Source organism: Vreelandella boliviensis LC1 (genome assembly GCF_000236035.1).
GTDB lineage: Bacteria > Pseudomonadota > Gammaproteobacteria > Pseudomonadales > Halomonadaceae > Vreelandella > Vreelandella boliviensis.
Genome location: NZ_JH393257.1, coordinates 335035 through 357895, shown reverse-complemented (window position 1 = coordinate 357895; position 22861 = coordinate 335035). Strand labels below are relative to the sequence as shown.

Genomic DNA, 22861 nt, shown 5'->3' with positions numbered 1-22861 from the left:
CCGCCATTGGCTGCCAACTGATTAAAAACCTTACCCTGTAACAAGCAAGGAGCTAGCCAATTGGCTGCGTAGCTTATTTTTTTAAGTAACTTCAGATGCTTAGATGTAGATGGTAGATGGGCGCTGTTACGGCTCTTCGGATAGGCTGCACAGTGATGGTGCGAAAAGAGTGGTGGCATGCACTCTCACACACCATTTCGCCCGCGATGAGTGCCAAAACGAGCGCTGCATTACTGATTTTTAATTTTTAACTATTTGTTTTTGATTAGTTAATTTTGAATGAGGTGATTTTAGGCTTGGCTTTTGCAGTTCTACTAAGCAACAAGTGAGTTAACAAAGGATAAGCGCTCATTGCTAGGCGATGGCAGCGAACAAATCCAAAGCCGTTCGAAAAATAAGTAGCCGAATGTGTAGCTGTTTAAATTGTAGTTGTTTGAATTGTAGTTGTTTGATTTAAAGTAGCTGTTTGAATTAAAAAATTGCACCGACGAAGGTGCGCTGCGGCAACGACGTCCAGCCCTCTTCTCTTAATGCGTTTATATAGCGCCTTAGAGAACGGGACTGGGCGTTTTTTTATGCCCGACATTTATATATGTATTTATGGCGTTCAGGTACGACCCGAGGAGTAGCTATGCGAGGGGCAAAAGCAGGGCAGCAGACCAAAACGACCCAGCAAGCCAAAACCACATGCCCTTACTGCGGCGTTGGCTGTGGCGTGACGGCAACCGTTGAAGCGGGCACGCTGAGCGCTGTCGAGGGCGATCGCGAGCATCCGGCCAACTTCGGGCGGCTGTGCGTCAAAGGTTCTGCGCTACACGAAACCCTGGGCGAGCAGGGCCGCCTGACACATCCTCGGATGGATGGTGTAGACGTCTCCTGGGACACTGCGTTGAGTGCCACGGCTGACCGTTTGAATGGCCTACGGGCCGAGCACGGTAACCACAGTGTGGCGGCCTATCTCTCCGGCCAGTTGCTCACCGAAGACTACTACGTGGCCAATAAGCTGTTTAAAGGCTTTTTGGGCACACCTCATTTGGATACTAACTCGCGGCTGTGCATGGCCTCCGCGGTGGCGGGCTACAAGCGCGCCTTCGGTGCCGATGCGGTGCCGTGTAACTACGAGGATTTGGAAGAGGCGGAGCTGATCGTGCTGGTGGGTTCAAACCTAGCCTGGAATCACCCGGTGCTCTACCAGCGCATTAAAGTCGCCAAAGAGCGCAACCCGCTGATGCGTCTAGTAGTGATCGACCCCCGCGTGACCGACAGCTGCGAAATCGCCGACCTCTATCTAGGCATAAAACCGGGCACCGATGCCTATCTGTTTAACGGCCTGTTGGCGTGGATGGCAAAGCGTCGTAAGCTCGATACTCTCTACCTTGAGCGCCACACCGAGGGCTTTGACGAGGCCCTGGAAGCCGCGCAGCAAACGGCGGGCTCGGTGGCAGAGGTAGCGGCGGCCTGTGATGTAGACCCAGAGCGCCTGGAAACCTTCTATTACTGGTTCGCCAGCCAACTGCATGTGGTCACCCTATACTCCCAGGGCGTTAATCAATCCGCCAGCGGTACCGATAAGTGCAACGCGATTATTAACTGCCACCTGGCCGGCGGCAAAATCGGCCTGCCGGGGGCGGGGCCGTTCTCGATTACCGGCCAGCCCAATGCCATGGGGGGCCGTGAAGTGGGCGGGTTGGCTAATCAGTTAGCTGCGCATATGGATTACCACACCCCAGGCGCCCTCGATCTGGTCAGCCGCTTCTGGGCTACCGACAGCCTAGCGCCAGCTCTGCCGGAGGGGCCGGGTTATAAAGCCGTGGAGCTGTTTGAAGCCATTGAACGCGGTGAGATAAAAGCGCTGTGGGTGATGGCGACTAACCCTGCCATCAGCCTGCCCGATGCGGCGCGGGTGCGTGCCGCGCTGGAAAAATGCCCGCTGGTGATCGTTTCCGAGTGCGCGGCTCATACCGATCTACTGCCCTACGCGGATATTGTGCTGCCCGCCTCGGGATGGTCTGAGAAAGATGGCACCGTGACTAACTCCGAGCGGCGCATCTCCCGTCAGCGGGGCATGCTGCCGCCCCCCGGTGAGGCTCGCCACGACTGGTGGATAATGTGCGAAGTGGCGAAACGATTGGGCTTTGCCGAGGCGTTTGACTACACCCACCCCTGGGAAATTTTCGACGAGCACGCCCGGCTCTCCAGGTTTGAAAATAACGGTTCGACTGGCAGCCCAAAACGGTTGTTTGATATTTCGGGTTTGGTGGGCCTGGGCCGGGATGGCTACGACGCCTTGGCCCCCATTCAGTGGCCGGTCACAAAGGCCGCACCCCGCGGCACTGCTCGGCTGTTTGAGAATGGCGAATTTGCCACCTCCAATGGTCGCGCCAAGCTGCTGGCGATCCATCCCCAAGGGCCAGAACAGGCGCTGAGCGCCGTTTACCCGCTGCGGCTGAATACCGGTCGAATCCGCGATCAGTGGCATACCATGACCCGCACCGCGCGCTCACCGCGGTTAATGAATCACCGCTCTGAACCCTTTATGGACGTGCACCCGGACGATGCCCACACCGCCGGTGTCTCCGATCAGGGGTTGGCGGTGCTAACCGCCGCGAAGGGTGAATTTCGCGCTCGGGTGCGGGTCTCCAATGCCCAGCGCCGCGGTGAGATCTTCGTCCCCATCCACTGGACTGACTGCTTTACCCAGCAGGCCAGAAGCAGCGCGCTAATTGACAGCATTACCGATCCGCTCTCTGGGCAGCCGGAGTCGAAGCACGGCGCCGTGGCGCTGGCGCCTCTTGCGACCGATTGGCAGGCCACCTTGTTGGTCGCCGAAGGAACAACGGAATCAACACCGTGGCACACCAGTGCCTACTGGACACGTATTCCCATGCGCAGTTGCCAGCGTTGGCAGCTTGCCCATACGCAGCCGGTTAATGACTGGCTGGTGCAACTGAAAACGTGGCTGCCCGGCGACGTATCGGTCGTCAGTCAAGACCCCACTAACGGGCGGCTGCGCGCCGCCTGCGTGGAAAACGATCAACTGCGCTGGTGGCTGATGGTTGGCCCGCCCAACGAGTTGCCAGGGCTAGCGTGGTTGGAAGCGCGTTTCAACGAGGCAGAGCTGAGCGATACCCACCGTCGCCGCCTATTGGCCGGCTGCGACGACGGTGCTGCGGATACCGGCCCGGTGGTATGCAGTTGCCACCAAGTGGGCCAAACCACCATCGTCAATGCCATTCGTGAGGGTGACACCAGCGTAGAAGCGTTGGGCGCCAGGCTCGCCTGCGGCACCCAGTGCGGCAGCTGTATTCCCGAACTAAAATCACTTATCGAAGAGGAGCGGCCCAATGCCCGCGCTAAGCAACCCCTTACTACAGAAGTGGTTTAACGCCTTTATGCGCTTGTCTCACCGCGCGCTGACGCCGCTGGTGCAGCATGGGGCTGACATACGTTTGCCACTGCGTGGCGAGTGCCGCGCCGGGCAGGTTTACCTGGTTGGTGCAGGCAGCGGCGATGCCGAACTGCTAACCCTCAAGGCTGCACGCTTAATTATGCAGGCGGACGCGGTGGTGTATGACCGCTTGGTGGGCGATGACGTGCTGGCGCTGATTCCTAGCAGCAGCGAGCGCTACTACGTGGGCAAAGCCCGCGGTCACCACAGTGTACCCCAAGCTGAGATCGGCGAGCTGATGGTAAAACTCGCCGACGAAGGAAAATCGGTAGTGCGCCTGAAGGGCGGTGACCCGGCGGTGTTCGGGCGGATGGGTGAAGAGCTTGATGCCCTGGCAGCCGCCCTGGTGCCGGCTGCCATCGTCCCGGGGATTCCCGCCGCCTCTGCGGCTGCCGCCTGCATGGGCATTCCGCTCACCGATCGCGGCCATGCCCAGCAGCTGCGCTTTGTGACTGCCCAGCTTTGCCGCGAAGACGGCACCCCGGATTGGTCATCGCTTGCGCGCAAGGACGAAACCCTGGTGTTTTATATGGGGCTTTCCAAGGTCGACGCAATTTGCCACGGGCTGCGCCTGGCAGGCCTGCCGGATGAGTGGCCGATCATGCTGGTGGCCAACGCCAGTCAGCCCGAGCAGCAGTCGCTGGTGGGCACGCTTGCGGACATGCCCGAACAGCTCGCCGCCACCCCCTTGCCATCACCCTGCTTGATTGTGGTAGGCAGCGTGGTGCAGCGAGTCGCCACCACGCCTGCTGTAAAAATCACCGATGTTTGCGCTGCACCTCTCATCTGACCCTGAAGCTCACAACAAAGGAAACGCACTCTATGTCCTATTTATTGCCTGCCGAATTTGCCGCCAAGATGGTCGATGCCGGTGAAGCCAAGCTGCATATGTCTACCCGTGATGCGCTGATTCGTGCCTTTATGGCGGGGGCCATTTTGGCCATCGCAGCAGTGTTCGCGGTGACCGTGGCAGTGCAAACCGGCTACCCGATTATCGGCGCTATCCTGTTTCCGGTGGGGTTCTCAATTCTTTACCTGATGGGGTTTGATCTGTTGACCGGAGTGTTTGTGTTAACCCCGCTGGCGTGGCTGGATAAGCGGCCGGGCGTGACGATTAACCGTATTCTCAAGCACTGGGGCATTGTGTTTGTGGGTAATTTTGGTGGGGCATTAACGGTCGCTTTTCTGATGGCGATTGTGTTTACCTACGGCTTTAGCACCGAACCTAGCGAAGTCGGGCGGGTGATCGGTGAAGTGGGGGAAGGGCGCACCGTGGGGTATAAAGAGTACGGTGCTGGCGGCATGGCGACGATTTTTATCCGCGGTGTATTGTGTAACTGGATGGTCTCGCTGGGCGTGGTGGGGGCGATGATTTCAACCACGGTGAGCGGCAAGGTAATTGCCATGTGGATGCCGATTATGCTGTTTTTCGGCATGGGCTTTGAGCACTCGGTGGTCAACATGTTCCTGTTCCCCTCCGGGCTGATGATGGGCGGTAACTTCTCGATTATGGATTACCTGATCTGGAATGAGATACCGGTAGTGTTGGGTAACTTAATTGGTGGTTTGGCATTAACCGGCCTGACGCTCTACACCACCCACGTACGTACCGCGCCGCAAAAAGCCCTATGATTTGATAGGCAGTAGTTTGTCATTAACCAAGCCTTCGCTCCGGCGGAGGCTTTTTTTAGGGGAAGCATAATGGCAGCGCTGACCATTTCGCTCGGCCAGCACTCTGATAAAGGACGCAAGCCAAGCAATCAGGATTTTTATGGCGCTTACCTGCCCAGCGAACCCTTGCGCGCCACCAAGGGCATTGCGATCGCGTTAGCCGATGGAATTAGCAGCAGCGAAGTGAGCCGCGAGGCCAGCGAAGCAGCGGTGGGCGGCTTCTTGACGGACTACTACGCCACCCCGGCAACGTGGGCGGTTAAAACCTCCGCCCAGCGGGTGTTGCAGGCTACTAATGCATGGCTATACGCCCAAACCCGACAGAGCCAATACCGCTATAACCTTGAGCGTGGCTATGTGTGCACCTTGAGCGCGATGGTGATTAAATCCACTACCGCACATCTATTTCATGTGGGCGATAGCCGTATCTACCAGCTCGCGGGCAATACGCTGGAGCCGTTGACCGAGGATCACCGCTTCTGGGCCTCGCGGGAGGTCAGTCATTTAAGCCGTGCCATGGGAGCTGGTCAGCACCTGGAGTTGGATTACCGCGCGGTATCGTTAAATGCAGGTGATGTGTTTTTACTCGCCACCGATGGCGTTTATGAGTGGCTGACTGACGCCGAAATGGCTGCGCTGATTTATGCCCACTGGGGGGATTTGGACGCGGCAGCTGAGGCACTGATCGCCGCTGCCCTCGACAATGGCAGCGACGATAACCTTACCGTGCAGATTGTGCGCATTGATAGCCTGCCTGAACGTCACTCCAATGAGCTTTACGCGGCGCTTGGCGCGTTACCGCAACCGCCTGAGTTGCGCGAGGGGAGCGAGCTGGATGGCTACCGTATTGTGCGTCAACTGCATGCCAGCAGCCGCAGCCATGTGTTTTTGGCGGAAGAGGTAGAGAGCGGTGAGAAAGTAGCGCTGAAGACGCTTTCGACCGAGCTAAGCCAAGACCCGGTAAGCATTGAGCGGTTTGTGCGTGAGGAGTGGATGGCCCGTCGCATCGATAATCAACACGTGCTTAAAGCGCCTGCCCAACAGCGACCACGCCACTACCTGTACACCGTACTGGCGTATATCGAAGGGCAAACCTTGACCCAGTGGATGCGCGACCATCCTGATACCGATTTGGCCAGCGTGCGACCTATCGTCGAGCAGATCGCCAAGGGGCTGCGCGCCTTTCATCGGCTGGAAATGCTCCATCAGGATTTGCGCCCCGACAACGTTATGATTGATAGCCACGGCACGGTGAAGCTGATTGATTTTGGTGCTGCCAAGGTGGCGGGGATCGCCGAAGAGGGCAGTGCGGCTAGCGACGATATTCTAGGCACCGCCCAGTATACTGCGCCGGAGTATTTTCTTGGGGAGGGCGGCACGCCCCGTTCGGATCAATACTCACTGGCGGTGATTACCTATCAAATGCTAACCGGCACGCTACCCTATGGCACCGAGGTGGCCAAAACCCGCACCCGGGCAGCGCAGCATAAGCTTGCCTACCAATCGGCGCTAAGCGAAAACCGCGAACTGCCCGCCTGGGTGGATGAGGTGCTCAAAAAGGCGCTGCATCCCAGCCCTCATAAACGTTTCCCAGCGCTTTCGGAGTTTATTTTCGAGCTACGCTCACCAAGCCCAGACATGCTGAAACGTGCCCAATTGCCGCTACTAGAGCGCGACCCGGTGCTGTTTTGGAAGGGCATTTCATTAGTATTGGCGCTAGTGGTTATCGCCCTGTTGGTGCGTTGATACACTGCCGTTGATCCGGCAACTGGGGTTGAAGTGGGGTGGTTTCCACCCCATGTTAGTTAACACGCTATCAATAGAAAAGGATGTTAATGATGCACACTGTGATACCCAACCCCGGTTTTGGTACTTTTCGCCTGGAAGGCGATACGCTCAAGCAGAGTATTCACGCGGCGCTTGAGGCCGGGTACCGCCACATCGACACGGCGCAGTTTTACGGCAACGAAGCTGGCGTAGGCGAAGCGATTCGCGACAGCAGCGTGCCACGCAGCGATATTTTCCTAACCACCAAGGTGTGGTTCGATAAGCTGGAGCCCGCAACGCTGGAAGCCAGCGTGGACGAAAGCCTAAAGAAATTAGGCACCGATTACGTTGATCTGTTGTTGATCCATTGGCCGTCCCCAGAAGATGAAGTGCCGATGGTCGATTATTTGACGGCGCTTAAAAAGGTGAAAGCCGAGGGTAAGACGCGCCATATTGGTATTTCCAACTTTACCTGTGCACAGGTGGACGAAGCGGTCAGCATTCTGGGCAAAGGTGAAATCCTCACCAACCAGATCGAGGTTCATCCTTTCTTACAGAACCGTAAACTGGTCGATCACTGCGAACAGCACGGTATTCAAGTTACGGCCTTTATGCCCCTGGCTGTGGGCAAGGTAATGGACGACCCGACCCTTAAACAGATTGCCGACGCGCATAACGTCACGCCCGCGCAAATTGCCCTTGCTTGGGTAAAGCAGCGCAATATGATGACGATCCCTTCATCGACCAAAGCGCGTAATATTCAAAGCAACATTGCCGCCTTTGATTTAGTGCTAAGCGACAGCGAAATGGCGGAAATTGCTACGCTTGATCGTAAAGAGCGCATTGCCAACCCCGATTTTGCTCCGGCTTGGGATGAGTGAGATGAGTGAGATGAGTAAATAGTGTGCTTAACCAAAATTTTGAGCACTAATTTAAACACAAAGAGGTGAACGCTAAACGTTAGCGTCTGTCATAGCGGTGCCTGCTTTTTGCAGGCACCTAATCAAAGGAGAAAGTGAATGAAACAGCGCAGGATTAAAGACAACGCGTTAAAAGCGCAGCTGCGAACGCCGATGTTTAAAATGCAGCAGCAAACGCCGAAAAAAGGCAAAGGCAGCTACTCCCGTAAAGGACGCGACTCCCAGAGAGGGTATCGCCAAGCCGCTTAACCCGGCGTTTTGGCGATGCCTTCCCCAGGCATCTCTGCACAGTATCCCCCATGCTGTGCAGACTCCCATCAGTTTGGCCGATCCAATGGGTCGGCTTTTTTTATTGGTGCGCCAGGCATAGCGCGCAACTGAAAACGCCCCGGTCACTTCCTGTGACCGGGGCGTTGGCTATGCCAAACTACTCCCACAATGTGGACATTTTTCGTAGGCATCGCGGGTTTCAGCCTGAAGGCGCTGGTTGCGTAGACTTGGCTCCAGCTCTTCTACGCCATGAATGGATACCAGTTGGCCCTGCTCCCAGCGTAAACCGATATCTTTAAGCAGATGCGGGTCATGAAAACGCGGATCTTCGTAAAAACGCCGCTGGGTGCGAGAGTGCTTTAAAGCGTTGAGTAGCTTGCGAGTAATGGTTGCAATTGCCATGGGGTCGGTCTCCTGGGTTAGGAGGCCGGGCAACATCGCGAGCAAGGAGTATCAAAGGTAACGATAAAACACATGGCCGCGACACTTGCCGCGGCCAGTTTTCTCTCTACATGTCTGGCGCGCGACAACAATAGGCTGATACCGCATTATTAATAATGCGATGCAGCTTATTCATTCGTGTCGCGGGGATTTGCCAGCGCATGATGAGGTTCCTGAAAAGTTTTACTTTAAGGACATTTCGTTGGTAAAACGTTGGTTAATAAAACTCTGGTTAATAAAATTCTGGTTAATAAAACCAAGCTACCTTTCCAAGGCAGCTCCTATCTTTTAACCGATGCTCATATGAGCGTCAAGTCTAATTAGCCACTTGCTCTACGTTGGTGGTTTGGCAGGTCTCCATTCGATATCCAGACTGGTAAACGCTGCGTAGGCGCAGGCCGTGCCGTCCATCCAGCTCCAGCTTGCGGCGTAGGCGGCTTACGTGGGTATCCACCGTGCGTGTCGAAACGTCCCCTTTGATACCCCAAACCAATTCTAATAAATGCGCCCGGGTAATCAGCTCGCCAATTTTTGAAAAGAAGAGTGTGGCTAACCGATACTCACGCTCGGTTAAATCAACGGGGTTGCCCGCTACGCTGATGTAATGCTCCTCAGTATGCAGGGTAAAGGTCTCTGGGCAAGCCGATGCTGGGCGCAATGTGGCATACCCTGACCGTCTACCTAGTGCGCTCACTCTGGCAATAAGCTCACTGGGCCGCAGGGGTTTAGCGAGAAAATCGTCTGCGCCCTGTTCGAGTGCTTTAACGACGTCGTCTTCGCCCTGGCTCGCGGTAATAAACAGGATTGGACCGCGCCAGCTGTCGTGTTGGCGCAGGTGGGCAACGACGTCCATGCCATCGCTGTCTGGCAACCACCAGTCGATAATCAAGAAATCAAATGACCGCTGCTGGGTTGCGCGACGCAGCTCGTTGGCGCGAGTAAACAAAGAAACCTGGTGGCCTGCCGTTAGTAGGCACTGCTCAATAAATGCCTGTTGGTCGAGGTCATCTTCAAGTACGCCAATATGCATGGTGAATTCCCTTATTGTCATCTTGTAAATGTCACGCGCGTAGGTGTAGAAAACTAATACCTAAAGTTTAGTTGATAATAATGCGTTGACACAAAGGTTCACAGTTTGTCCGCAGGCGGCCGATATATACTTCTTGTATCCTTAATCGCTAATACCGGGGTGCAATTTAATGCGTCGTTCTCTGATTCTTAAATTCAGGGGGGTTATCGCCGCAGTGGGGATTACCTTGCTGTCGCCCCAGGCTATCGCCCTGGAAGCCCCTGAAGGCCCGGTAATGTTAGTGGTGAGTGGTAAGGTAGGGCAGCCAAATGTGGGTGATGAGGCCCATTTTGATAGGGCGATGCTAGAGGTCTTAGTACAACACGAAACAACTACCCGCACGCCCTGGTATGATGGAATGACGCGCTTCTCTGGCCCATTGGGGCGAGCCATATTGGAAGCCGCGGGTGCCGAGGGGGAGAACATGCGTGTGGTAGCGTTGAATGAGTATGCGGCCACTATACCCGTTAGTGATGTTGAGCAATATGATGTGATTTTAGCCATGCAGGCGAACGGCAAAGTACTACGTGTTCGCGATCAGGGGCCGCTGTTTGTTATTTACCCCTTTGACAAACACCCCGAGCTGCTTAATGAAGAGATATTCTCGCGATCGGTGTGGCAGGTGGCGCGTATCGTTGTCGAATAATGTAACCGGGTAATTGCCATGCTGGCCTTTTTTAAGTTCTATTTTTCCCGCAGTACGAGGGTCGCGACATTCTCTGCGATCCTTTTTTTTCTTTCCGCGTTAACCACCGGTGGGGTTATTTACAACCGTCAGCATGCGCTGGAAAATCGCCTGCTCGAAAACTTATTATGGGCCGGGTACCAGTTTGATCGTGAGGTACGCGAGTTTCGCTTAACGTTAATGAAATCAACAAGATCCGATAACGTCACCGTTGACGATGTGTTGCTACGTTATGAAATTCTCTTCAGTCGGCAGTCACTTTTTTTTCAAGGTGAAATAGGCAGGATTGTGGCGCAACTTGAGGATATTGAGGAGGTAGTTAAAGAAACTCAAATCCGCATTTTAGAGATGGAAACCCTACTCGAAACGCTATGGGACTACCCTGCCGGGTTAAATAGCGCGTTAATAGCTACCCTCCTGCAGGATACGGTTGAACTACAGCAGCTCACCAGTACCATTCTGGTCGAAACCAATGCCCATGTTTCACATAAGCGCAGCGAGGAACGCCGCGTATTGACGCATCTCTACGGATTGGTGCTGCTGCTTATTATCTTGCTTATGTTTTCTGGTGGGATGTTAGTTCGCGCGCTGATTTTGGAAAGCCGCTCAAGCGATCTCAAGGCCCAAGCGCTAGAAGCCAAGAGCCAAGCGTTAAATGAAGCTGCCAAGCAGGCAGAGAAAGCCAGCCTCGCAAAATCCGAATTTATGGCCGTGATGAGCCATGAAATTCGTACACCGTTAAATGGCGTAGTGGGGATGGCGGACTTGTTAAGCGAAGAGGTTAAAACACCCAGTGCGAAGACTTATTTAGCTGCTCTCAAGCGCAGTGCGGAAAGCTTGCGCGCAGTCATTAACGATATTCTTGATTACACCAAAATCGAATCTGGGCGCCTTGATCTGGATGTTCAGCCGTTTGATCTCCATCAGTGTATCGACCAGCTATGTGAAAGCTACACACTGCGCGAGACAAAGGCCAAGGTCACCTTTAGCTATACGATTGATCCTTTGCTGCCGCGTTTTGTTATGGGGGACATCGCTCGGTTTCGTCAAGTCATAATGAACTTAATCAATAATGGATTGAAGTTCACGGAAGAGGGGTTCGTTAAATGCCACGTGAAGGCACTTGGCGACGATAATGTTCTCGTCGAGGTGCATGACACCGGCTGTGGTATCGCTGACGCGGATCATACACAGCTCTTCTCAGCGTTCTCTCAAGTGGATACCTCCATGGCGCGGCGTCATGAAGGCACAGGACTTGGGCTGGCGATCTGTAAGCGTTTGGTCGCAGCTATGCAGGGCGAGATAGGCTTTAACAGCCAGCAGGGGCTGGGTAGTCGATTTTGGTTTACCGTTAGAATGCCGGAAACCGACCCCCCAATGGTCTACCAAACCGGTGAAAGCCAGCGTGAACTCACTACTAAGCAAAAGCACCATATTTTAGTGGTTGAGGATAATCCGCTAAACCAAACGGTAGCACGGGTGATGCTTGAACGCCTTGGCCAGCAGGTGACCATCGCAAAGAATGGTTTGGAAGCACTTGACTTGCTTCAAGTAGACCATAGCAGGGTCGATTTGGTCTTAATGGATATGCAGATGCCCAAGCTGGATGGAACCGAAACCACCCAACGCTGGCGTGATTACGAAGCCGTGCATCAGCTACCCCGGCTACCGATTGTCTCGATGACTGCCAATGTTATGCCTGAGCACCGCGAACGCTGTATGCAAAGCGGTATGGACGATATGATTCATAAACCCTTTACTCGGGATGAGCTGAACCTGGTGATCTGCCGCTATCTCTCTAACGACGAAATTTTAGCGGTTGAAAACGTTGACGGTCACTCGCCTAAAAGCCACCAATCACTGGGTGATACCGTTGGCGCCGTTCAGGTACTCGATAAGCGCCTTTGTGAAGAGCTGAAAAGCACCTTTGAGCCAAGAGCGTTGGGGGCACTGCTGTCTACATTTTTAACGCGGCTTGGTGAGCGTAGTGCCCGTCTTAATGCCTACTGGCAGTCAGAGGACCGCCAAGCCTTGTGCCAAGAGGCGCATTCCCTGAAGGGCGCCTCTTCCTCTCTCGGCTGTGCTGCGATTGCTGAGCAAGCAAGCCAATTGGAGCAAGCAGCGCTAGAAGCCTCATTTAGCGAATTGGCTATCTATCTGGAGCGTTTAGTCGTTCTCCAGGTCACTACTCAGCAGGCTTTAGAGCAAGAAAGCATGCTCGTTTGATGAGTTATTGGCGCTGAGGGTGAGTACTCGCGTAACCAGGTGTTGAAAGCGCCAGCGGTTAAAGGGTGAGCAATACAGTAGCCTTGTCCAACCGTACACCCAGCTTCAACAAGCAAGGTGAACTGCGCCGACGTTTCGATACCTTCGGCGACTACAGTCAGTCCCAGGCGTGTGCCTAAGTCGATAATCGACGCTGTTATCACCAGTGCTTCTTTGTCCTGGTCGATCAGTGAGACAAAGCTACGGTCAATTTTGAGCTCGCTGAAAGGCAACCGATAGAGCTGTGTTAGCGAAGAGTGACCGGTACCAAAATCATCTAACGCCAGTTTGCAGCCCCGTTGCCGCAACGCTTTGAGCACATAGCAAGCGTAGCCTAAACACTCAACCCCCGCCGTTTCGGTGAGTTCCAAGGTGATCTTGCTAAGAACAGCTTGGTGCTCTTGGGTGAGTTGATCAAACGCCTCCAGGACACCTTCTGCTTGAATAAAGGCCGCTGGTATATTAATCGAGATGTTTAAGTCCCACCCGCGCGACTGCCATTGGGCTTGCTGCTTCATGGCAAGCTCAATAACGTACCAAGTAAGTGGAAGCATCAGGCCATTTTGCTCTGCTAGAGGGATAAAACTATCGGGGTATAGCACGCCGCGTTGAGGATCTTGCCAACGTACCAGTGCTTCAACGCCAATAACGTTGCCATGTTGCAGGCTTATTTGGGGTTGAAAAGCTAGAAAAAGCTGTTGTTCACGAATGGCCTTCGCCAACTCATCGCTTGTAGGCGCTTTAGGCGCTTTTTTTAATGGCCCAAGGAATGTCGTTAGACCGGTGAGTAGCTTGGATTTAGATAGGAAGCCTAACATTTTCAAGCCTTTTGCTTCACCTTCTGCAATAGCATGCGCGGCAGTTTCTTCCGTGCAACTGCTAATTAATATAATTGAAGCGTTTAAGCGTAGATCATACAGATATTCCAGAATATCCAGGCTTGTAAACTCGCCTAGCCCGATATCAAGCAAGATCAGCTCGACATTGAGCAGGTCGGGTTGGCGCACAAGCTCGCCAAAACTGCTCGCAGTCACCACCTGATAACCATGCTGGCGTAGTAGCATTTTGCCCAACAGTTGGACGTTGCAATCATCATCAATAATTAAAGCATCAGACAGCATACGTGTACCTTTGATGACTACTATGAGCGGCCGTGGTTAGCCAAAGAGCTTGCTGATATGGATATGCGTTATATAAGCCGGCAATTAAACTTCCTTGGACTCAGCGTAAGTCCAAGGAAGCGTTGAAAACTAAGCGAGCTTGATTAGAACGACTCCCACTCGGGTTGCTGGGAGCTCGCCAAACGACGCGGAGCAGTAGGCGAGGTCTTATTCGTCTTAGAAGCAAGTGCTGCTTTGCCAAGGGCTGGTTGTTGGTTGGTATTACTGAGCTTGAATGCACCCACTAGCACGCCTAGCCGGTCTGCTTGCTCTCTTAGCTCCGCTGCGGCAGCACTGGACTCTTCCACCATGGAGGCATTGTGCTGGGTCATGCTATCCAGCTCGTTGACCGCGTCGTTGACTTGACCTATACCCACACTCTGCTCTTTAGCACCGGCACTAATTTCAGCAATCACGTCAGCCACACGCTCAATGCTTTTTACCATTTCCTGCATGGTTACGCCGGTTTGCTTAACTTGGTCAACGCCCGATTTTGTGCGGCTTAACGAGGTATTGATCAGGGTGGCAATATTTTTCGATGCATCACTGGAGCGGCTGGCTAATATACGCACCTCTTGGGCGACCACCGCAAAGCCCCGCCCGTGCTCTCCCGCTCGTGCAGCTTCTACTGACGCATTCAGCGCCAGAATATTGGTTTGAAAAGCGATGCTATCAATTAGACTAACGATATTACTGATTTCAGACGACGAGTCGTTAATCGTGTCCATGGTCTGCTCAACACTGTTCATGGAGTGCAAGCCCTGCTGAGCGAGGTCGCGGGTTGAAAGCGCTAGTTGGTCAGCTTGTTGGGCAGAGTCCGAGGCGTTGTTGACCACCGCCGCGATTTGTTCCATCGAGGCAGAGGTTTGCTGTAAATTCGCAGCGGCTTGCTCAGTACGTGCTGCGAGTTCTTGACTGCCTTTGGCAATTTCAGTTGACGCATGCTGGAGGCTAACGGTACTGCTGCTAACCGACTGCAGCGTATCGTCAATGCGCTTAATAAAGGCATTAAACTGTTGTGCAAGTTCACCAATTTCATCGCGGCGCTGGCTATCAATACGTGCGGTTAAGTCACCATCGCCTTCGGTAATCTCTTTGATACGCCCACTAATTTGACGGATTGCCCGTGACATCATTAGCGGCCCTAACAGAGCAATAAGTGTTGCAGCTATAAAGATAATTAATGCAACAATGATAGTGGTTGTTTGCTGCACTTGGATTCTATCAATCACCGCTGCTTCTGCTTTGTAAGTGGCTGTCTCAATATTTGTTCCTGAAACATCATATATATTGCGTAGTTCATTAAAGCGGTCTAGTGAGATGCCAGTTAGCCTGTTTGAAGCTGCAGTAGTATCTCCACGGTGATGCAGCTCGAATACCCGTTCTGCCTCTTGTTTCCAGTCTGTATAGAGCGTTTCAAAATTGGCTAATTGGGCAGTTAACTCCGGGTAGTTCTGCATCAGTTGGGCATACAACCCCATACGATCGTAGGCTTGCTGGGCATTTTCTTCAAACTCAGCGATAAGCGCTGATGCTCGCTCAGTGTTGGGGTCAGATAGCAGATATTCGATCTCTGCTACCCGCGCTTGGTAAAGATCACGGTCGCCGTTAAGTGTGGCTGATGTAGCAGGAATATAGTTAGTGATAAAAGTATCTAAACGGTTTTTAACCATGTTAACTAGTAGTACGTCTGCAACAACGATAATCAGTAGTGCTAATGCAACACTAATGAAAGCGAGAGCATATTTAACTTTTATCTGATGGAGGCGGTTCATCTGTGCCACTCCTGTAGTGGGAAACGATGAGTGCACATTACCGCTAAAGTATTAGCATGGTCGACGGCTTTATGATACTTGTCACTTTTGTTTACGATCCACGCTTTAAGGAGCTTTAGAATAAGAGAGTATATTTTGTAATAAGAACGATTTATATTTGAGAGCTTATTTGTATCCTGCCGCCTGCAGTTGAAAAAGCTTCGCATAACGGCCATTTTCAGCAAGCAACTCTTCATGGGTGCCACGCTCGATAATATGTCCCTGATCGATAACAAGAATGAGATCAGCGCTACGCACTGTTGAGAATCGGTGGGAGATCAGGATGGCCATCTTGTCGCGACTATGTTCGCGAAAGCGGGCGAATATTTCGGCTTCTGCGGCGGCATCCATGGCTGCAGTGGGTTCATCTAGCACCAAGATATCCGCGTTCTCGCGCATATAAGCCCTTGAGAGGGCAATTTTTTGCCACTGTCCGCCGGAGAGCTCTTGGCCATTCTTAAACCAACGGCCCAGCTGGGTTTTGTAGCCGCTGGCCATGCGCGTAATAAACTCATCTGCCATACCGTGACGCGCGGCGCTCTGCCACCTTTCTTGGTCGTTAAAGGCATGGGTATCGCCTACGCCCAGGTTTTCGCCCACCTGCAATTGATAGCGCACGAAGTCCTGAAAAATCACACCGGTGCGCTCACGTAACGCTTGAGTGCTCCAATCCCGCAGGTCGCTGCCATCTAACAGAATTCGCCCTTGGGTAGGCTGGTAGAGCCGCGTGAGCAGTTTGATCAGAGTGGTTTTGCCCGAGCCGTTTTCGCCGACTAAGGCCAGGCTTTGGCCAGGGCAGAGGTGCAGCGAGATATCGTGGAGAACCGGATCTTGGAGAGCCTGATCTTGGAGAACATCGCCGCCGCCAGGGTAGGAGAAGCTAACGTGTTCAAAGCGCAGTCCGTCGCCGGGCAGTGCGCCTTGGGTTAGCGTACCGTTCTCTCCCTCCACCGGCTGCTCCAGATACTCATAAAGATTGGAGAGGTAGAGGTTATCTTCGTACATGCCACTAATAGCAGTGAGGCTGGCGGAGAGCGCGGCCTGACCCTGCTTGAAGACCATCAGGTACATGGTCATCTGACCCAGGGTAAGGGCACCTGCAATCGTTTCAATCACCACCCAGGCGTAGGCGGCGTAAAAGGTTAAGGTGCCAAGCAAGCCGAGCAGAAACCCCCAGCTTTCCCGGCGCAACGTTAAACGGCGATCTTCGGCAAAGAGTTGAGTAAAGATATCCCGGTAGCGCTTGAGAAATAGTCCCTCTAGACCAAACAGCTTGACCTCTTTAATGCTGTCTTCCCGCGCCAACACCGTCTCTAAATAAATCTGCATACGGGTTTGCGGTGAGCGCCAGCGAAACAGCTTAAAGGCATCGCCGGAGAATTTGGCCTCTGAGATAAATACCGGCAGAGCGCCAGCCACCAAGATCAGCAGTGCCCAAGGGGAGAACTGCACCAGCAGCACCCCGAAGCTGCCCAGCGAGATAGCGTTTTGCAGCAGTCCAAAGGTTTTATTCACCAGCGCAAGCGGGCGAGTAGACGCTTCACGCCGAGCTCGCGTGAGCTGGTCGTAAAGCTCTGAGTCCTCAAACTGGCTAAGTGACAGCTGGCCGGCTTTCTCCAAGATCATCACATTAACCTTCTGCCCCAGCAGTGCTCGCAGTAATGACTGCTGGGCTGAGAGGCCGCGCTGGGCCAGGGCGATAAACGCAATAATAACAGCTTCAATACCCACCAGTTTTAACACCGGCGTTATGGATACCAGCAGATTGGGATCCGTGGCAGCTTGATGGGTTTCCATGGCACTCACCACGCCATCCACAATCAACTGTCCCACCCACGCTGCCACGGCAGGTAGAACGCCAGCGACCAGCGTGCAAAGGGCTAAGCCAAGCATCATCCAGCGGGATGTTCCCCACACCAAACCAAGCGCGCGGCGGCTGTAACGGAATACGCCAAAGAAGCTGCTTAGCGGTGAGGAGGAAGTCGATTCAGCAGGTGGTGGAGACATAGATGGGCTAGCACAGTACCGAGTAAAAAAGGAGTGTCATGATGCGGTGGTTGAGCGTGGATAGCCAGCCCAACCGCCGGTTGCCTTCAACGGCAACGCGGCGGAAAGGCAGTTTAGTGGTGAGATATTACCAGGGCAGCACAGCCCCGTCGGTGCGTGGCTCGGTGCCCCCTTGCAGTACGCCGGTGTCAGGGTCGCGCAAAATGATTTGCCCACGGCCAAAGCTGATGGAATCGGCAACTTTGACGATGTCATGGCCCCGGCGTGCCAGTGCAAGCGCTAAGTGATTAGGGAAGTCGGCTTCAACTTCGATGGTTTTGCCTTTGGTCCACTTCCAGCGAGGCATATCGAGTGCCGCTTGCGGGTTAAGCTGATCCTCTAGCATCGCCGTTACCACCTGCACATGGCCTTGGGGCTGCATATAGCCACCCATGACGCCAAAGGGCCCAACGGCTTGGTTATCTTTGGTAATAAAGCCAGGGATGATGGTGTGATAGGTGCGCTTGCCGGGCGCCAAAGCATTGGGATGCTGGGGGTCGAGTGAGAACGACCAGCCGCGGTTTTGCAGGCTAATGCCAGTGCCAGGAACGACCATGCCTGAGCCAAAGCCTTTAAAGTTGCTTTGAATAAGCGACACCATATTGCCGTCGCTGTCAGCCGTTGCCAGATACACCGTGCCGCCCTGAATCGGGTTGCCGTGTACTGGGTCAACCGCCTGTTCGCCAATCAGTGCGGTACGTGACTTCAAGTAGTCATCATCCAGCATCTGATCAACAGTGGGGCGCATAGCATCAAGGTCGGTAACATGTGCGAAGCCATCGACATAGGCTAGTTTGGTGGCTTCAATACGACGGTGGAGCGTTTCAACCGGATCGCGTCCTTCTTCGCCTAAGTGCTCAAGCATGCCCAGCGCTTGCAGCACGATCATGCCGCTGCCGTTGGGAGGGATTTCCCAAATATCATGTCCTTTGTAGCGCACACTAATCGGGTCGACCCACTCCGGCTGGTAAGCCGCCAGGTCTTCTTTGCGCAACAGGCCTCCGTGTTCGCGGGAAAAGGCGTCGATAGCCTCGGCCAGTTCGCCCTCGTAAAATGCCTTAGCGTGGGTGTCGGCAATTGCTTTTAGGCTTTTAGCATGGCCTTCCGAGCGCCACAGTTCGCCAGCTTCCGGTGCCCGGCCTTCGGGGGCAAACGTATCAAACCAAGGTTTGAAAGAAGCCTCGCTATAGGCCGAATAGTTGGTGAAGGCATCCTTCCACATTTGGTGAATAACGGGAGAAACAGGGAAACCTTCTTCTGCCAGCGCAATGGCAGGGGCTAGCAATTCAGCAAACGGCAGCTTGCCAAAGCGCTCAGACAGTGCCGCCCACGCAGCAGGCGCGCCGGGCACTGTGACAGGCAGCATGCCGTGATTGGGAATGGTGTCGTGGCCGAGTGCTTTCAGCGCTTCAATGGTAGCCGCTTGCGGGGCGGGGCCGCTGGCATTGAGGCCATGTAACTTGCCGTTTACCCACACAATGGCAAAGGCGTCGCTGCCAATGCCATTGGAGGTAGGCTCAACCACCGTTAATGCCGCTGCTGTGGCAATCGCGGCGTCAATCGCATTACCGCCTTGCTGCAGTATGCTAATACCCACCTGCGCCGCTAATGGTTGAGAAGTAGCGACCATGCCGCGTTTGCCAAATGTGGCCATCCGCCGTGAGGCGCTGGGGTAGTAGAGTGCATCTTGTTGCATATTAGAGTCCTTTTAAACGCTGAATCTTTCGATCCTGGTAGAGCGAAAACAGAATGGAAGCGATGGCTAATGCTAAGAAAAGCGCAGAGAGTGGCCGAGTTAAAAAGGTCATCCAGCTTTCATTAAGCTCAAGTGCGCGGAATAGCTGGCGCTCAAGGTTGTCGCCAAGTACCACGCCGAGTATCAGGGGCGTTAGCGGTACTTTCGCTTTCCACAGCAGATAGCCGATGATGCCAAAGATAAACAACACCCAAATATCAAACAGGTTGTTATTCAGGGCGTAGGCGCCAATGGCACAGAGCATTAATACGACGGGAACGAGGATCTGTTGGGGGATCAACGATATTTTGGCGAACCAGCGCACTAGCAGCAGGTTACAGATCACCATCACCACTGCACCAATTAGCAGGCTGGCGTAGATAGCGCCCACCAGCACCGGGTTTTGTTCAAACATCATTGGCCCAGGCGTAATGCCATGCAGAATCAGTACGCCCATCATGATGGCCATGGGCAAATCACCCGGTATTCCCAACGCCAGTGTGGGCACAAACGCGCCACCTGCCACCGCGCTATTGGAGGCTTCAGAAGCCACAATGCCGCTGGGGGTGCCGGTGCCAAACTCTTCCGGATGACGAGAGAATTTCTTAGCTTGGTCGTAACTTAAAAAGTTAGCTACGGTGCCGCCCGTGCCAGGAAGCGCGCCCACCAAGCTGCCAATCAAAGAAGAGCGCAAAATGTTCAGCTTTTGCCCCGTCATATCTTTGAGTATCTGGCCGTAAGGAATCGTTACGTTGGTATCGATTTTTTTGGCTTCGCTTTTCTCATCTTTGATCTTCTCTATATTTCCAAGCAGTTGTGAGAAAGCAAATATACCGATCATCACGGGGAGAATTTCGAACCCAGACCCCAACGCCGGCAGGCCAAAGTCAAAGCGCAGATTGCTGTTACGGTCATAACCAACGGTGGTAATCAAAAGCCCTAAAGCAGCGGCCATAAGGCCTTTGAGCAGAGCGCCGCTGGAGAGTCCTGCCACCAGCGTCAGCGCGAAAACGATTAACGCGGTGATTTCCCAAGGGCGGAAGTTCATGCTGAAGCTGGCAATGAGCGGCCCGAAAAAGACCAGCACTGCCACGCTGATGAGGGTGCCTAAAAACGATGAAGCGACGCCAATGCCCAGGGCGCGGCCAGGCTCGCCTTTCTGGGCCATCGGGTAGCCGTCATAAACGGTAGTAATAGAAGAGGGGGTGCCGGGTATCCCCAACATAACGCCAGACACAATGCCGCCTGAGTACCCCCCCACAAACACGCCTACCATCAGCGAGACACCGCTTACCGGATCCATTGCAAACGTGAAAGGGAAGACCACCAAGATGGCCATAGTGACGGTAAAACCAGGGATACTACCGCCCACAATCCCAAACAGTACGCCAATAAAAATTAAGCCCAAGACCGATGGCGTGCCGACCTCAGCGAGCGCTTGGAGAAAAAAGTTCGTCATTATTTACTCCAGGTTAAGGCAGCCAAACATTCAGGCCATAGCGAAAAACGACAAATATCACGATAGCTAAGGTGCAGCTAAGAGTGAGATTGATCATCCATTTACGTCGTGTATTGACACCCATTAGTAGCGCAAGAGAAGCGACTAAGAAGCCGATGGTGGCTACGATATAACCCACTACGGGAAGTAGCGCGGCATACAGCCCGAACAGCAGGAACAGAGCGAGTATGGTGCGCCGGCTTTGAAACCACTCATGAATGAGCTGCTTTGCGCCAGCCCGCTCTGGCACTTTTACCAATAAGGAACGCACCAGAATTAACAGTGAAAAAACGCCGATCACTACCAATAAAATGCGTGGGAACAGCGCTGACCCGTAAGGTTGCCAACTGGTGGGCGGGGCAATGCTGCCTGATTCCCTCCACATGACAGCCACAATCAATAGCAGCGCCAGCGCCAAGGCGCGGTCTTTAGTTAGCGTTAGCATTAGCGATGCCTCCGGCAACCCTAGCCCGCGTACATACGAGGGCTAGGGAATGCGTCCTCAGTTCTGGAAATCGATGTTTTCGGCAGCGGCGCTAAGCGCAGCTTCGTTTTCATCTAAGAACGCTTGATAATCATCGCCCGCTAGAAATCTCACGACAGAGCCAAATTCATTTTCGATACGGCTTTGCACTTCTTCGTTTTCTAGAGCTTGTTCGTATGCATCAGCAATGGTGTCGAGGACTTCTTGAGGTGTGCCTTTGGGAGCGAAAATGCCGCGACTGGTGGAGTGATCCATTTCAATACCTTGCTCGCGCAGGGTGGCGACATCCGGCATGCTTTCGAGACGTTCTGGATGAGCGATGCCAAGAGCACGGAAGGTGCCGTCTTCAAAGAATGCACCGCCTGATGGCAGGTTAAACATGGCGAAATCTACTTCTTCCGCCATCAGCGCCGATACCTGCTGGCCCGTGTCGGGGTAGCCAACTAGGCGTACATCGGCCATATCGATGCCCGTTTCCTGGAAAAATTGTGCCCAGAAAAAGTGGTCAGTGGAGCTAGGAATCATGCTGAAACGTACTTGGCCTGGGTTTTCACTCACATAGTCAGCAATCTCATCGGCGCTCTGTACGGGATGATTGGCGTGTGCGGTTGGAATATTGATGGTTTGGGTAAGTAGTGCGATGGGCTCGAAGGCATCAAACGAGTAGTCGACGGTGCCTGCTAGCTTAGAAAGCGCAATGGTGTCGTGGCTGCCAAGCAGCGTGTAGCCATCGGGGTCAGCGTCTTTCACGTTGCGAGACCCCAGAGTCGCCCCTGCGCCCGCCATATTGACGGGAACGATGGATTCACCCAGCGTCTTTTCCGCCTCTTGGGAAATGAGCCGGAAAAGGATATCGGTTGCACCCCCAGGGCCGTATGGAATGATCAAACGGATATCTTGCTCAGGATAATCAGCTTGAGCGGTGGAGGCGAATGCCATGCTAGACGCAAGACCGATGGCGGCGAGGGTCGTACTTAGAGTAAATGTTGAACGCGTCATTCTTGTACACCTTTATAGATTGAGTTTGGTGTTGTGGGATGCCGCTCCAACTGCAGCGGCGTGGTGAGCGCGTGGTCCCGTTATCGGGTTCTTGTTGTCACCACACAATCGTCTATTGACGAGATCGTGTGTCAGTGAGTGTTAGCCGAGAAACAGCCCTCCATAAACCAAGGCGCCCATGACGACAAAGGCCGGGTGTGTTTTGAAGCGCATCAGTGCGATAGCTGCGACTACCCCAATGATAAGAGTGTGAATTGTGCCGCTAGTGTTGAGGCTTTCGAGTAGGAACCCCAGCGTCAGCCAAGCCATCATCATGGCAATGACCGGGCGAACCCATTGGCTCATGCGCTTAACCCGGGGAGAGTCGCGGTGACGATAAAGCAGCCCTAGTGCGCCAAGCATCAAAAGCAACGTTGGAATAACCGTGGCGGCTACTGCGATGAAGGCGCCGCCAATGCCCGCGACTTCATAACCCACATAGCCGGCCATCTTGGTGGCGATAGGGCTAGGCAGCGCGTTGCCCAAAGCGAGGGTTTCAGCGAAGGTTTGCGCGGTCATCCAGCCGTAACGGCCAACCACTTCGGCCTCA

Annotated in this window: 18 protein-coding genes; 8 read left to right on the top strand and 10 right to left on the bottom strand. The window is 53.8% G+C overall.

Annotated features, from left to right (window positions below):
- Window positions 1–631 precede the first annotated feature (631 nt).
- From KUC_RS01550 to arfA, 6 genes are all read left to right on the top strand, one after another.
- Entirely contained in the window at window positions 632–3385 is a 2754-nt protein-coding gene (locus tag KUC_RS01550) for a nitrate reductase (RefSeq protein WP_007111307.1), read from the top strand.
- Complete coding sequence (gene cobA, locus KUC_RS01545; RefSeq protein ID WP_007111306.1) at window positions 3345–4238, top strand: uroporphyrinogen-III C-methyltransferase; 894 nt, start codon at window positions 3345–3347, stop codon at window positions 4236–4238. Before KUC_RS01550 ends, cobA begins: the two co-directional genes overlap by 41 nt.
- A gap of 32 nt (window positions 4239–4270) precedes the next feature.
- A complete protein-coding gene (locus KUC_RS01540) occupies window positions 4271–5080 on the top strand; it encodes a formate/nitrite transporter family protein (protein WP_007111305.1) in 810 nt (269 codons plus the stop codon).
- A gap of 69 nt (window positions 5081–5149) precedes the next feature.
- Window positions 5150–6865: a bifunctional protein-serine/threonine kinase/phosphatase gene (locus KUC_RS01535; protein ID WP_007111304.1), complete on the top strand. Its 1716-nt coding sequence runs from the start codon at window positions 5150–5152 to the stop codon at window positions 6863–6865.
- Between the two features lie 83 nt (window positions 6866–6948).
- Window positions 6949–7767 carry a 2,5-didehydrogluconate reductase DkgB gene (gene dkgB / locus KUC_RS01530; protein WP_007111303.1) on the top strand — a complete coding sequence of 273 codons (819 nt, stop codon included), beginning with the start codon at window positions 6949–6951 and terminating at the stop codon, window positions 7765–7767.
- Window positions 7768–7905: 138 nt separating this feature from the next.
- Window positions 7906–8055 (top strand): alternative ribosome rescue factor ArfA, encoded by a 150-nt coding sequence (gene arfA / locus KUC_RS19180; protein WP_007111302.1) that lies wholly within the window; start codon window positions 7906–7908, stop codon window positions 8053–8055.
- Window positions 8056–8223: 168 nt separating this feature from the next.
- Here the strand turns inward: arfA and KUC_RS01525 are convergent, their stop codons facing one another.
- Both KUC_RS01525 and KUC_RS01520 read right to left on the bottom strand, forming a co-directional pair.
- Window positions 8224–8478 (bottom strand): hypothetical protein, encoded by a 255-nt coding sequence (locus KUC_RS01525; RefSeq protein WP_040479186.1) that lies wholly within the window; start codon window positions 8476–8478, stop codon window positions 8224–8226.
- Between the two features lie 355 nt (window positions 8479–8833).
- Window positions 8834–9547 (bottom strand): response regulator transcription factor, encoded by a 714-nt coding sequence (locus KUC_RS01520; protein ID WP_007111300.1) that lies wholly within the window; start codon window positions 9545–9547, stop codon window positions 8834–8836.
- A gap of 169 nt (window positions 9548–9716) precedes the next feature.
- Here KUC_RS01520 and KUC_RS01515 point away from each other — a divergent pair, with 169 nt between their 5' ends.
- Entirely contained in the window at window positions 9717–10232 is a 516-nt protein-coding gene (locus KUC_RS01515; protein ID WP_040479183.1) for a putative pterin-binding protein, read from the top strand.
- An 18-nt stretch (window positions 10233–10250) separates the two neighbouring features.
- Complete coding sequence (locus tag KUC_RS01510) at window positions 10251–12497, top strand: ATP-binding protein (RefSeq protein WP_007111298.1); 2247 nt, start codon at window positions 10251–10253, stop codon at window positions 12495–12497.
- Here the strand turns inward: KUC_RS01510 and KUC_RS01505 are convergent.
- From KUC_RS01505 to KUC_RS01470, 8 genes are all read right to left on the bottom strand, one after another.
- The gene (locus KUC_RS01505) at window positions 12461–13657 is read right to left on the bottom strand and encodes an EAL domain-containing response regulator (RefSeq protein ID WP_007111297.1); all 1197 of its coding nucleotides are present in this window, start codon (window positions 13655–13657) and stop codon (window positions 12461–12463) included. The two genes, KUC_RS01510 and KUC_RS01505, sit on opposite strands and share 37 nt — an antisense overlap.
- A 143-nt stretch (window positions 13658–13800) precedes the next feature.
- Entirely contained in the window at window positions 13801–15471 is a 1671-nt protein-coding gene (locus KUC_RS01500; RefSeq protein WP_007111296.1) for a methyl-accepting chemotaxis protein, read from the bottom strand.
- A gap of 165 nt (window positions 15472–15636) precedes the next feature.
- The gene (locus KUC_RS01495) at window positions 15637–17517 is read right to left on the bottom strand and encodes an ABC transporter ATP-binding protein (protein WP_007111295.1); all 1881 of its coding nucleotides are present in this window, start codon (window positions 17515–17517) and stop codon (window positions 15637–15639) included.
- A gap of 127 nt (window positions 17518–17644) precedes the next feature.
- Window positions 17645–19252, bottom strand: a complete 1608-nt coding sequence (locus tag KUC_RS01490; RefSeq protein WP_007111294.1) for a gamma-glutamyltransferase family protein — start codon at window positions 19250–19252, stop codon at window positions 17645–17647.
- A 1-nt stretch (window position 19253) separates the two neighbouring features.
- Window positions 19254–20750: a tripartite tricarboxylate transporter permease gene (locus KUC_RS01485; protein WP_007111293.1), complete on the bottom strand. Its 1497-nt coding sequence runs from the start codon at window positions 20748–20750 to the stop codon at window positions 19254–19256.
- A 13-nt stretch (window positions 20751–20763) separates the two neighbouring features.
- On the bottom strand, window positions 20764–21234 hold the full coding sequence (locus tag KUC_RS01480) for a tripartite tricarboxylate transporter TctB family protein (protein ID WP_007111292.1): 471 nt from the start codon (window positions 21232–21234) through the stop codon (window positions 20764–20766).
- 57 nt (window positions 21235–21291) lie between these two features.
- Complete coding sequence (locus KUC_RS01475) at window positions 21292–22272, bottom strand: Bug family tripartite tricarboxylate transporter substrate binding protein (protein ID WP_141243399.1); 981 nt, start codon at window positions 22270–22272, stop codon at window positions 21292–21294.
- A 141-nt stretch (window positions 22273–22413) separates the two neighbouring features.
- Window positions 22414–22861, bottom strand: a 448-nt coding sequence (locus tag KUC_RS01470; RefSeq protein ID WP_244264716.1) for a chromate transporter, incomplete at its 5' end; no start/stop codon positions are given.